Source organism: Algoriphagus boritolerans DSM 17298 = JCM 18970 (assembly GCF_900108085.1).
GTDB classification, from domain to species: Bacteria; Bacteroidota; Bacteroidia; order Cytophagales; family Cyclobacteriaceae; genus Algoriphagus; species Algoriphagus boritolerans.
Genome location: NZ_FNVR01000008.1, coordinates 67,625 through 80,074 on the forward strand (window position 1 = coordinate 67,625; position 12,450 = coordinate 80,074).

A 12,450-nucleotide genomic window follows, 5' to 3' on the forward strand; every position below is an offset into this window, starting at 1 on the left:
TATTTCAATGGTATTTCTATCGTATCTCTATTTTGACAACCTCCCGATAAACCTCCGCCAATTTCACACTTTCCTTTACCACTTCTCCAATAATAATAATCGCTGGAGCTTCGGTTTGGGCTTCTTTGGCTTTTTTCCCAATATCTGAAATGTAACCTGCCACGATCTTTTCTTCGTTGGTTGTCCCACTTTGGATGATTGCAATCGGCAGATCTGATTTTCCAGCTTGCTGGTAAACCTGAACGATTTCAGCCAGCTTTTTGGTGCCCATGAGGATTACCACCGTTGCAGTGGATTGCGCAGCCAAGACCAAATCCCGGGAAAGTTCCCCCGAGGAAGTGGTACCTGTCACTACCCAAAAGCTTTCGGAAATGCCTCTTTTGGTCACGGGAATCCCTGCCGAACCAGGCACTGCAATCGCCGAGGAAATCCCAGGAATCCAGGCAGTCGGTATTCCAAAAGCCTCGATGTATTCGATTTCCTCCGCACCACGTCCAAAGACAAACGGATCGCCGCCTTTCAGTCTTACGACATGACCATGCCGTTTTGCCAAGCCGACGCAAAGTTGATTCGTTTCTTCCTGAGTAGTGGAATGCTTTCCAACCCGTTTCCCAACAAAGATCTTCAATGCAGTGGCAGGCGCATGATTCAATAAAACAGGGTCTATCAATGCATCATAAAGCACCACATCAGCAGTGTTCAATGCCAGGATTGCTTTCAGGGTAATCAACTCAGGATCTCCGGGACCAGCCCCAACGAGTGTGACTTTGGGATTAATGCTCGTTATCATGCCTCCACTTCCTCCTCACGGTAGGTTTTCAATAAGCTATACACGTCCATCGCCTGTTTAGCATAGGCTTTCGCAAATTCTTCGGTAGGTTCGTGCTGATTGATCTGATAAACTTTCTCAGCGAAAGTGCCTTCCAGATTGATTTTTCCAGTTTCAACAAATTTCTCATCGAAAAGCGAAATAATATTTGCGTAACTGTTGGTGCTGATGTCCTCGCTGAGGAGAAGTGCTTTGGCCGCATTGATCAATCCTGCATAATGATGGTAAATGCTGTCTGACCATCGACCTTGCTCCAAAGCTTCCTGGCCCTGATCCAACTTTTCCAAAGCCTCCAAAAGCAATGTCGCCACCAAGTCGATCACGACTCCGGCACATTCGCCGACACCCACAGCCACTTCATAGGCCTCATTATGTCCCCAATCCACTGAATCGGATTCCGTCACAGTTGATGCATCGCTGAGTTCTTTCAACAGCTCATAGAAGTACAGCTGCCCTTGCTTGTCATAGTAACTGAGGAAGTCTTTTCCTCCCGCATTTTTATCAAAGTCATCCAGTAAAACCCGCAATGCCTGTGGGCCACGACGACTGGGAACTTTGGTTACTTTATCTGCAAAGCGGCCATTTCCATCACCCAAATTCCCACCTCCCAAAAGCACCTGAAGTGCTGGAATGACGGTTTTTCCTGACTTCATAGACATACCCTGAAACCCGATATGCGCCATATTGTGCTGACCACAGGCATTCATGCAGCCGGAGATTTTGATGACCAAATCGCGGTTTTGAAGGTATTGAGGATATTCTTCGAGAATGACTTTCTCCAATTCAACAGCGATCCCGGTTGAGCTTGCGATTCCAAGATTACAAGTATCCGTACCCGGGCAGGCAGTGATGTCCCCAAGGGTATTGTACCCGCGCTGTGCCAGACCCATTTTCTGAAGTTCTTGATAAAAGAAAGGAACCAGATCCTCCCGCACATCCCGGATCAGGAAGTTTTGTCGGAGTGTAAAGCGAACTTCATTATTCGCATATTTTTCGACCAAATCAGCCAAAGCCCTGGCCTGATCGATGTAGAAATCACCCAAAGAAACTTTCACACCGATGGCCACATACCCTTTTTGTTTTTGAGGAAGGACGTTAGTCAGTTTCCAAAGCTCATAGTCTAATCCCAGTTCTTTTTCGAGGGTCGGATTTTCCGGATTTGGAAGCGTTTTTCCGGCCTCATAGTCCTCAAAATCAAGCGGAAAGCTTGAAAATGGCAAGGCCTTTCGCTCTTTTTCTACCAATTCCAAAAAGGCCTCAACACCAAGATCTTTGACCAAAAACTTCATTCTGGCCTTGTTTCTTCTGGCCCGTTCACCGTGACGGTCAAAGATTCGGAGTACCGCCTCTGTGAATGGTATAATCTGATCTGTGGGTACAAATTCAGAAATCATATCGGCATGGCGGGGCTGGGATCCCAAGCCTCCACCCAAGAGCACTTTGAACCCTCGAACTTCTCTCCCACCGACGATTTTCACTTTTGGAATGAAGCCCAAATCATGCAAATAACTCAAGGCAATGTCCTCATCGGATGAAGAAAAGGACATTTTAAACTTACGCCCCATCTCCTGGCAAACCGGATTTCTCAAAAAGTAACGGAATGTCGCATCTGCATAGGGCGTGACGTCAAAAGGCTCCTTAGGATCAATCCCTGCCAATTCGGATGCTGTGACATTTCGAACCGTATTTCCGCAGGCTTCGCGCAAGGTGACATCATCACGCTCCAATTCAGCCCACAATTGTGGCGTTCGGTCCAGGCTCACGTAGTGAATCTGGATATCCTGACGTGTGGTGATGTGAAGTCTACCCGTGGAATATTCCTCGGACACTTTGCAGATTCGACGCAATTGAGCCGAAGTCACGCGGCCATAAGGAAGCTTGATGCGGATCATTTGCACCCCTTGCTGTCGCTGTCCATAGACTCCACGGGCAAGCCGGAGACTGCGGAACTTTTCCTCGTCGATTTTACCCTCACGGAAAAGCGCAATTTTGCGCTCCAGTTCCAGAATATCCTTTTCTACAATGGGGTTTTCCAGTTCAGTTCGAAAGCTTTGCATGATTATTATATGTTTTTCCCGAAAGGGATAGTGATATATAGTAATTTGTTGGAAGGTTGTAAAGTTGTAAGGTTGTAAAGTTTAGACCTCTATACTTTGTCATGTCCATTCAACTGGTTCTTCTTCATCATTCGATATTCAGTGTTCGGTGTTCATTATTTTAATATTGAACCTGCCTACCGAAGGCAAGTGGAAAACATCGAATATTGAATAGCAAAGTATTATATGCGGCTGGGAGTATCTCCTATCTCACAGCATTTGGGTTATTTTGAAATACGGTATTTTTAATATCGAATGTCGAACGTCGAATGATGAACACCGAAGTTCAAATACCTGATACTTGATACTAGCATCTAGATACTACTCAATAAACCCCACCGAAAGCGTATCAAAACTCCCTTCATCAATCAGAATGAAGCTTCCGTTTGATTTGTTGTCGCGATAGGAATCGAAATGAATCGGTTTGCTGAGTCGGAAATGAACCCGCCCGATGTCATTCAACTTCAGCTGTTCGGTTTCTTCAGTTCCGGTGAAATCGGTATGAATCCGACTTTCGATCTGATCGATTTTTGCCAAAACGCGGTTGATACCATGCTGAAGAATGTACTTTTCTCCCACTTTCAGAGCCTTGCTGTTTACCTGGCAAATAGTGGCTGATATTGTCTTTTCACTTCTTGGCTCAAAACCACGCTTTACAATCATATCCCCACGGCTACAATCCACTTCTGTCGACAGGGTGATAGCTATAGATGACCCCGGCGCTGCTTCCTCCAATTCCTGATCGAAGAAATGAATACTCTTGATCCTAGATTCATTTCCCGAAGGAAGTACAGTTACCGCATCCCCAACTTTCAGGCTTCCTCCGTAGAGTTTACCAGAGAAGCCACGAAAATCATGGAAGGCTTCCGTTTTTGGCCGGATGACATACTGAATCGGGAATCTGGCAACGGTGCTTTCCTGCAAGTCGGCGGGCTCCAAGATTTCCAAATGATCCAACAGCGTATTTCCAAAATACCAAGGCATTTGCTTGGATTTTCTGGCAATGTTTTCCCCTTTCAATGCGGAAACCGGAATAAAAGTAATTTGCTCCTGATGGAAATCACTTTTCTCCACAAGGACATCAAAATCAGCCTTGATTTTAAGATAGGTGTCTTCGTCATAGCCCACTAAATCCATTTTATTAATTGCCACGATTACGTGAGAAATGCGTAAGAGATTGGCAATGAAGAAGTGTCTATAGGTCTGCTCTATGACACCCTTGCGAGCATCGATCAGAATGATTGCCACATTGGATGTCGACGCACCAGTCACCATGTTTCGGGTGTACTCCACATGACCGGGAGTATCCGCTACAATGAAATTGGTCTTTTCAGTATTGAAATAGATATGCGCCACGTCAATCGTGATTCCCTGCTCCCGCTCTGCCAACAGTCCGTCTGTCGCAAGTGAAAAATCCAGGTAATCATAGCCACGCTGTCTACTGCTTCGCTCGATTGCTTCAATCTTATCGGTAGTCAAAGACTTGGTATCGTAAAGCAATCGCCCGATAAGAGTGCTTTTCCCATCATCGACGGAGCCTGCTGTGGCGATCTTAATAAGTTTTCTGCCTTGTATGTCCATTATTTTTGAGTCAATAGTTTATAGACAATAGTCCATAGCTGTCTGAGTTGAAAAGATACTTTGTACATGGTACTTCGTACTTTAAAAATATCCAACCTTCTTCCTCGTCTCCATCGCTGCTTCGGATCGCTTGTCATCGATTCGGGCTCCGCGTTCGGAAATGGTGGATTGCCTGATCTCTGCGACCACATCATCCAAGGTCACCGCTTCGGAAAGCACGGCCGCTGTACAGGTCATATCCCCCACAGTTCTGAAGCGTACCATTTTTTCCTCTACCAATTCTGATTGGTCTCTGTAGACATGCTGATTGGCTGTCCAGATCATCCCATCACGGAAGAAAACTTCACGCTTGTGTGCAAAATAGAGGGAAGGAATCTCCAAATTTTCGGTCCGGATATACTCCCACACGTCCAATTCTGTCCAGTTGGAAATCGGGAAAACGCGGACATTTTGGCCGACATGAATTTTACCGTTGAACATATCAAACAGCTCAGGACGCTGATTCTTTTCGTCCCATTGACCGAAGTCATCCCGGACTGAAAATACGCGCTCCTTTGCTCTTGCCTTTTCCTCATCTCTTCTGGCACCACCGATACAGGCATCAAACTTGAATTCTTCGATGGCATCCAGCAACGTGGTCGTTTGTAGCGTGTTTCGACTTGCATAGCGACCCCGCTCTTCCCGCACTTTCCCCTGATCGATGGAGTCTTGTACATTTCGCACGATCAGCTCCAAGCCAAGCTCTGCAACCAACTTATCCCGAAACTCGATGGTCTCTGGGAAATTGTGTCCCGTATCTACATGGAGCAGGGGAAAAGGGATTTTGGCAGGATAAAAGGCTTTTTGAGCCAGTCTTACAAGTATGATGGAATCTTTTCCTCCCGAAAAAAGCAAAACCGGACGCTCAAACTGCGCCACCACCTCTCTCATGATGTGGATCGATTCTGCTTCTTTGGGATTAGGTATAAATAGGTTTGACATAGGAAATACGATTTTTGATTTACGATTTATGCTGCCTTCAACATTCGTTATTCAGCATTCGGTGTTCAATATTTTTAATTTCGAATATCGAATGATAAACTTCGAATATCGAATTCTTGCGTCTTGTATCTAGCGTCTTGCATCTCACTTCGAATGCAAGCCACACTCCTTTTTCGAATCCTCCCACCACCAGCGTCCTGCACGGGCATCCTCTCCCGGCATAATCGCCCGGGTACAGGGAGCGCAACCGATACTGACAAAGCCCTGGTCGTGTAGCGGATTATATGGAATTTTATATTCGTGGATATAAGCGATCATCTGGTCAAAAGTCCAGTCCATCAGCGGATTGTACTTGATAATCTGATTGGCCTCATCCCATTCGATGCGCTTCATTTCGCTACGATTGGCACTTTGCTCTGCACGCAGTCCGGTGATCCAGATGTCATTACCAGCTAAAGCCCTTTTCAGCGGTTCTACTTTCCGCACAAAACAGCAGGATTTTCGATTTTCTATAGATTCGTAAAAGCCGTTAATTCCAATATCGGAAACCAATTTCTCTACAGAGGCTGTCGTTGGGTAGTAAACTTTAATCCGAGTTTTGTATTTGGCTTCAGTTCGGCTTAGCAAATCCAATGTCGCCGGAAACAGACGTCCTGTGTCCAGGGAAAAGATCTGGATCGGAAGGTTTTGCGAAACAATCAGCTGCGTGATCACCTGATCCTCCTGGCCTAATGAAGTGGAGAAAACCACTTTCCCCGCGAAAAGCTCCGATATTAAACCAAGCCCTTCAGCTGCTGAAAGGCTCCGAAATCTTGCCTCAAGATCTGATATATTCTGCTGCTGGCTCATCGGCTTTTATTTTAGATGCATTTTCCCACACCCGCTCATGCACATAGTAGAGCAAAATTTTGGTGACGACTTCTACCGAACCGATCGATACGGCCATCACCAGCTGACCGGTGATGATGTAGGATATGACTATCGTATCGATAGTACCCACTATCCTCCAGGAAATTGACTTCAGAAGGCTCTTGGCATTGCTGTCTTTTCCGGATTTGGAGGAAAAAAGCTTTTTGGTGAATTGGTCTAAAATCATGAAGTTCTATACGACTGGAGAAAGCAAAAGTATATAAACCCTATAAAATTTATAGACAATATGTAAAAAAAATTTTATTCTTCGTCTAAAATATCCTGTAATGATTTGTTTTCCAGTATCTTAAGCGTCTCATCCCGAACTTGGATCATGACCTTATTGATACCACAATGAGCCTCATCCTTGCATTCTGCACAGGGTTCGTAATAATTCAGACTGACACAGGGAAGCAAAGCAATCGGTCCGTCTAGGAGTCTTATCACTCTGGAAAGTGGAATATCTTTGGGTTCTTTGATCAGGTAATAGCCACCGCCTTTGCCTTTTTTGCTACCGAGATAGCCGGCCTTTCGGAGTTCGAGCAGGATGTTTTCGAGAAACTTATGTGAAATCCCATGCTCCTCGGCGATGTCCTGAATCAGGACGGTCTTGTTTTCCCTATGCTTCCCGAGGTAAGTCAGGGCATGAAGGGCATACTTGGTCTTTTTGGAAAGCATGATCAAAAATACAGGATTTCTCCAAATAGCCTAGTGCAGGGGTGGGAAATAGGAAATCCAAATTCAATCCTTTTCTAGCTAAAGTGATGATGCTATTTCAAATCAAATCTGAATAGATTAGCTTTTCCATCGTCTAAATATCCAATTAGATAGTTATCATCTTCATTGACAGCTAACATATTTATTTCTTGATCTAATTCTAGCATATTAACCGGATTTCCCTCCCAATCGTAAACAAGTACTCTCATACTCTTAATCGGAAACTGGTAGTTCCAAGGTTCATCAGAATATAAAACATATATAAATTGTGCTGAGACGGCGGTACTTACATTCCCAAATTTATTATCTTCTTTTATAGCTGCGAAAAATTGGTTTGGTTCATTAGATGGTTCAAATTCAGTAGGCCAATAGTGTAAAGACTTTTTTATGATCAAGTTCCCCTCATTTTCTAATTCCATAATATCCATATTAAAGGAAAATGATGATGTACCTAGGACAAGGGGCTTAGTAGGATGTTTATACAATTTATTTTGGTACGCCAGATCTAAAATTATTGGCTCTATTCCTTCGAATTGATCCTGAAAAGGAAATTCTCCAATTGTTTGTTTTATTTGATTTCCACTTAATAAAGAATAAGGTTTTTGACCAGGCCCTGCACCTAGAAATAGATTATCGCCTACTTTAATTGCTAAACGGATTTCAGGTCCAAATTTTCCTTGAAAGGAATTACAACCAGTATTCTTATCAGTTTCAAGGAATTGTTTTATTTGGAACTCCTTATATTCTTTAGTCTGCGTTTCAAACATCCCGATCATCTCCCCATTTACCCCTGATCGAGAAGCTACACTTAGAGGTTCAATTTCGCATGGCCCTTGGCCAATTTTGCCAAATCTCCTTACCAATAGGTCTTTATTAACATCAATTACTTTGAACAAAAAATTCAAATCTTCATCCTGAACAAAAAGATTATCATCGAACAAAATAATACTACCAGCTCTAAATAATGAATCGGAAGACTTTAATTTTTGGGAAGAAACAATAATGTTTTGGTCAAATTCAATTAAAGGATCTTTTATTTCCGGAGAACCTGAACAAGCCTGCAAAAGAAAAAACAAACCTATAAAAAGCCATTTAAACAGGTAGTGTTTTCCTAAAGTTTTAAACTTTAACATTTTGTAAAATCAATATTTTATGCTTGAGGACAAGGCATTCGAATCCCTGGAACACCTTGTACAGTTGAACTGCCATCCGGTTGTACCAAAATATACGTTAAGCATACATACCCTGGAAGAACTGTGTTAAAACAACAAATATCCCTTTGAGCATAGACATTTTTATTAGACACAGAGGCTAATCCTCCAACTATAAACAGTAATAGTAAAATAATCTTTTTCATAAACTTAAAATTTAAATAATTAGAGAATAAACAAATTTGCATTGAACTTGAAGTCAATGTACCCCCACCCTTTCAAAAAGTCAAACCTTCACCTGAAAAATATTTTTTATAAAATTGTAACAAGCTGATTTTCAGTGAGATTATTTTTAATTTCTTAGTAGAATGCAATTATCAACTTGTTGATATACAATAGATTAATAAATAGTGAAATAATAGTTTCAAATATTAGATTTTTCTAAGGAGCAACAAAAAATCCCCGACCATGGCCGGGGATTGAGTAGAGTAACCCTCCAAGGGTTTTGAACCCTTGGAGGGTTATGGGAAGAATTAGATCAACTCCACACTTCTTTTTACAAAAGCAGTCAAATCTTTGCCATTCAATAGACCTTGTGAAAGTAATGCTAAGTTAAAGGACTGCTTGGCAAGCCTCGCCTTTTCTTTTTCGCTTTCTGCCTTTAGGATTTTATCGATCATTGGGTGATTTCGGTTGATGGCTACTTTATTCCTTTCAGGATTCAAAGTGTTCATAAGAATTTAACACAAAATATTAATACATATAAGACTATTTAAGATCAACTTCAACTAAAACCTGATATTCATCTTCAAAAAGTTCACCCCTATACAAATCCATAAATGAATTAATATTTGAATTTTCTATTTTAGGCAATTCTTTATCTAAAAATGGATTTTCATTAATAAAGCGTTTAGAATTTATCAAAAAAAGAAATTTATCACCATATGCAGACCAAGGTATGGCAGAGAGTTTTACATTATCTAAATCATTAATCAAATCAGAAAAATGCCTTATTAAATTAAAATTATGATCAAGTATAATTAGATGTCCATTTCCTCCTTCTTGATTTAAAGAAATAACATAATAATCATTCAAGACTAAAAACGAATTAACCTGAAAAACTAGTTTATTCTCAATTGCATGATTCATTTGTGAATTAAAATCCTCATATTTATTCCAAGCCTCTTTAGTAAAGCTATATCTACCAAATTCAAGCTTTACTATTTTTATTAATTCCCCCTTCTCATCGAAAACTGCAATCTCATTTGTGTAGGGGAGAAGAAAAAAAATCTTCCTAAGCTTACTGTTGTATATAAAACCATTTTGATCCCTAGTAAGCTTTTGGGCAAACCAATCTTCTATTTTCAGAAATCCCTTTATTTCCCCATTATTATTCACACGAATTATTCTTGATCCTATCTCCGGATCATTGTGGGAATAAATTAGCTTAAAGTTATCACCTTGGTAAAAAATTGATCTATGGTATAAGGATTTTCCTTCTTCGATAAAGTCGCCTGCAAAATTAAATTGAAGAAATTTTTTGAGTTTTGAATCATGTATTATAATCCCCTCATTGGTCACAGAGAAATCGTCCAATTCCAAATTTTCTTCAGGTCCTTCACCAGGTCTGCCGATTGATGCATAAGTACCAGTAAATTTATTATACTTATATATTTTTTTTTGAAACGAATCCTCAATAAAATATACAGAATCATTCGCCACAATTTTATAAGGAGAAACAAGAAAGTCAGAGGTATCCGTTTTCACTAAAAAATATTCCATTTTATCTATGAATTCAGAAAAATTGCCACGAAGACCGTTATCAAGTTCCAAATTAATTGTTTGATACGTTGTGGTCAAATCACTTTCCTCTGAACATGACGACATTAACAATAAGGTTAAAGCTATTGAGAAAGGTTTTAACATATTTAAGAAAATATAAAGTAAGGGCTTGAGAAATTTCAAGCCCGTTAAAGATTAACAACCAATATCATCACTGCATCCATGCCACTCATGATCAACACAATGTGATCTCGTAATGCCATCTGGGCATTTAATATTTTCTGGAGTTTTCTTTTGAGCTCCCCCGCCCTCAAAAGTTTGGGCAGTCGAAACAAATGGAACTAATGACAACGCAATCATTCCAATAAATAAAGGGATTTGTTTTAATCTGGTAATCATTTTTTTAGAATTTTTTGGTTAATAATTTGTTTATGAAGCTCGCCGCGCGTTAAACTTAAACTAAACATACCCCCCCCCTATCAAAAAGTCAAGATTTCATCGAAAAAATATTTATCAAAAAATCGTAACTAGTTGATTTTCAGTCAAATTATTTTTAATTTCTTAGTAGAATACAATTTTCAACTTGCTGGTATACAACAAGTTGATAAATAGGTTAAATTATTGTTTCAAAAATTAGATTTTTGCTAGAAATAACCACAAAAAATCCCCGACCAAGGCTGGGGATTAGGGTATTTCAACCCTCCAAGGATTCAGAACCCTTGGAGGGTTTGGGCAAAAGATCAAATCATCTCCACACTTCGCTTCACAAAGGCGGTAAGGTCTTTGCCAGTCAAAAGCCCTTGGGAAAGCAATGCCAAGTCAAAGGCCTGCTTGGCAAGCTTCAGTTGTGCTTCTTCGCCTTCGGCTTTGAGGATCTTGTCCACTACGGGATGGTTGCCGTTGATGGCGACTTTGTAGCTGTCCGGCAAGCTGCCGTAGAAACTCATCGGTCCACCTCCGGTCTGTGCCATGTCCTTCGATAGAATTCTAACTTATAGCAGTATTATATTCACGATGCTTGCAGAAATAAGTAAGGACATGTAGGGCGTACTTGGTCTTTTTGAAAACCAAATCAAAAAAAAGGATTTCTCAGAATAGTCTAAGACTTGGGTGGAGAATTAATAATCCGTTCAGGCCCCATTCAGCAGCTATATTAAGTAGCATACAATGATGAATAAGTTAATTCAATTGAATTAAAATAATAGAATCTTCATACAAAACCCCTACTTTATTATTATCTAAAGAAAACCCTTCTGTAGGAAGACGATCCAAATGCTTTGGTAGAATATAGGACTTCAAATAATCCCCATTATTGATATCATATATATCCAAGACCCGCTGTTCAGGAAAATTTCTATCAGCAACATTCGACAACATGAAAACGTGATCACCATTTCCAAAACTGTCTAAAATTATCTCTGAAGAACCGTTTAACATTATACCTCCTCCAATTGTGACAACTTCAGGCTTATCATAATCAAACAAGTAATCATAAACAGAAACCTTATTCAAGCTATAGTTATACACAAACCAAAAATCGGAAAAATAAGCAGTATGAATTATTTTCTTGTCTAAATTATATAATTTTCCCTCATAGGTTAACATAGAATATTCTTCATCCAATAGTGCATTTAGTTCTTGGACAGGTTTAAATGAAAAGTCCAACAAATTAAAAACTGAAAAATCTAACTTAAAACCCGCTCGATCAGAAACTGTAAACAAAAGTGAATCGCTTATCACAACTCCTCTATCCACTTTACTTTTGAATTTATGATAAAAATAAACAGAATCTGAGAAATCTTGTATTTTAAAAGAATGTTTCTCAGTGTCGAAAATATAAACCCTATTATCCGATCTGACTTCATAATTTCTAATTAATAAATTTTCATGTGGTGCTTCGCCCCATTTACCCAAACTATCTAAAATTTGAAAATCCAAATCATGTTTTAGTAAACTTTTATTGTAAAAATCATAAGAATAAAAATTTTGACCTTTCAAGGATACTCGTCTAATTGGAAAATCAAAGGTCAAAGTATCTAAAATTGAAATGTCTGAAAAAACTCTTTCGGAATCTTTTTTTTCTTTACATGAAGAAAATGTAACGATAATAATCAAAATTATCGTTACATTAAACCATTTTTTTTTCATAAATTATTGAACAACTACTCCTCGAATACCTCCTTCACCTTTATAAATAGTGCCAATAATTGTATCACCTGATTTCAAAATCATACATGTTTTTGAATCCCCAGAAGGGCAGGAAATAACTTGGTCTTCCGAAAAACTATTGAAGCTTATAACGAAGAAGAATAATAAGATAAATAATCTTTTCATTTTATTCAATTTTATGAATTGATTCACCAGGTCCCTTAGGCACTACAAAATCACCTATTTGAACACATCT

General features: G+C 39.9%; 13 protein-coding genes and 2 pseudogenes. All 15 read right to left on the minus strand.

Annotation, left to right across the window (positions count from 1 at the left end):
• Positions 1-16: 16 nt before the first annotated feature.
• Positions 17-790 (minus strand): uroporphyrinogen-III C-methyltransferase, encoded by a 774-nt coding sequence (gene cobA / locus C4S61_RS09450; RefSeq protein WP_103924551.1) that lies wholly within the window; start codon positions 788-790, stop codon positions 17-19.
• Positions 787-2,886, minus strand: coding sequence for a HEPN domain-containing protein (locus C4S61_RS09455; RefSeq protein WP_103924552.1), 2,100 nt, complete (start codon positions 2,884-2,886; stop codon positions 787-789). Before C4S61_RS09455 ends, cobA begins: the two co-directional genes overlap by 4 nt.
• A 360-nt stretch (positions 2,887-3,246) precedes the next feature.
• Complete coding sequence (locus C4S61_RS09460; RefSeq protein WP_103924553.1) at positions 3,247-4,506, minus strand: sulfate adenylyltransferase subunit 1; 1,260 nt, start codon at positions 4,504-4,506, stop codon at positions 3,247-3,249.
• 81 nt (positions 4,507-4,587) lie between these two features.
• The gene (gene cysD, locus C4S61_RS09465; protein WP_103924554.1) at positions 4,588-5,487 is read right to left on the minus strand and encodes a sulfate adenylyltransferase subunit CysD; all 900 of its coding nucleotides are present in this window, start codon (positions 5,485-5,487) and stop codon (positions 4,588-4,590) included.
• A 144-nt stretch (positions 5,488-5,631) separates the two neighbouring features.
• Positions 5,632-6,336: a phosphoadenylyl-sulfate reductase gene (locus C4S61_RS09470; RefSeq protein WP_103924555.1), complete on the minus strand. Its 705-nt coding sequence runs from the start codon at positions 6,334-6,336 to the stop codon at positions 5,632-5,634.
• A complete protein-coding gene (locus C4S61_RS09475; RefSeq protein WP_103924556.1) occupies positions 6,305-6,583 on the minus strand; it encodes a DUF2061 domain-containing protein in 279 nt (92 codons plus the stop codon). The genes C4S61_RS09470 and C4S61_RS09475 overlap by 32 nt, the downstream gene beginning before the upstream one ends.
• A gap of 74 nt (positions 6,584-6,657) precedes the next feature.
• Entirely contained in the window at positions 6,658-7,074 is a 417-nt protein-coding gene (locus C4S61_RS09480; protein WP_103924557.1) for an RrF2 family transcriptional regulator, read from the minus strand.
• A 92-nt stretch (positions 7,075-7,166) separates the two neighbouring features.
• Complete coding sequence (locus tag C4S61_RS09485; protein WP_103924558.1) at positions 7,167-8,246, minus strand: BF3164 family lipoprotein; 1,080 nt, start codon at positions 8,244-8,246, stop codon at positions 7,167-7,169.
• A 17-nt stretch (positions 8,247-8,263) separates the two neighbouring features.
• Positions 8,264-8,470 (minus strand): hypothetical protein, encoded by a 207-nt coding sequence (locus C4S61_RS21665; RefSeq protein WP_146064371.1) that lies wholly within the window; start codon positions 8,468-8,470, stop codon positions 8,264-8,266.
• Between the two features lie 327 nt (positions 8,471-8,797).
• A pseudogene (locus C4S61_RS09490) lies at positions 8,798-8,983 on the minus strand (molecular chaperone HtpG); the annotation flags it as partial.
• A 49-nt stretch (positions 8,984-9,032) separates the two neighbouring features.
• Complete coding sequence (locus C4S61_RS09495; RefSeq protein ID WP_103924560.1) at positions 9,033-10,190, minus strand: 6-bladed beta-propeller; 1,158 nt, start codon at positions 10,188-10,190, stop codon at positions 9,033-9,035.
• Between the two features lie 51 nt (positions 10,191-10,241).
• Entirely contained in the window at positions 10,242-10,445 is a 204-nt protein-coding gene (locus C4S61_RS09500) for a hypothetical protein (protein WP_103924561.1), read from the minus strand.
• A gap of 341 nt (positions 10,446-10,786) precedes the next feature.
• Positions 10,787-11,023: pseudogene (locus C4S61_RS09505) on the minus strand (molecular chaperone HtpG); the annotation flags it as partial.
• A gap of 202 nt (positions 11,024-11,225) precedes the next feature.
• Positions 11,226-12,194: a hypothetical protein gene (locus tag C4S61_RS09510; protein ID WP_103924562.1), complete on the minus strand. Its 969-nt coding sequence runs from the start codon at positions 12,192-12,194 to the stop codon at positions 11,226-11,228.
• 3 nt (positions 12,195-12,197) lie between these two features.
• Positions 12,198-12,380, minus strand: coding sequence for a hypothetical protein (locus tag C4S61_RS21670; protein ID WP_146064372.1), 183 nt, complete (start codon positions 12,378-12,380; stop codon positions 12,198-12,200).
• Positions 12,381-12,450 lie beyond the last annotated feature (70 nt).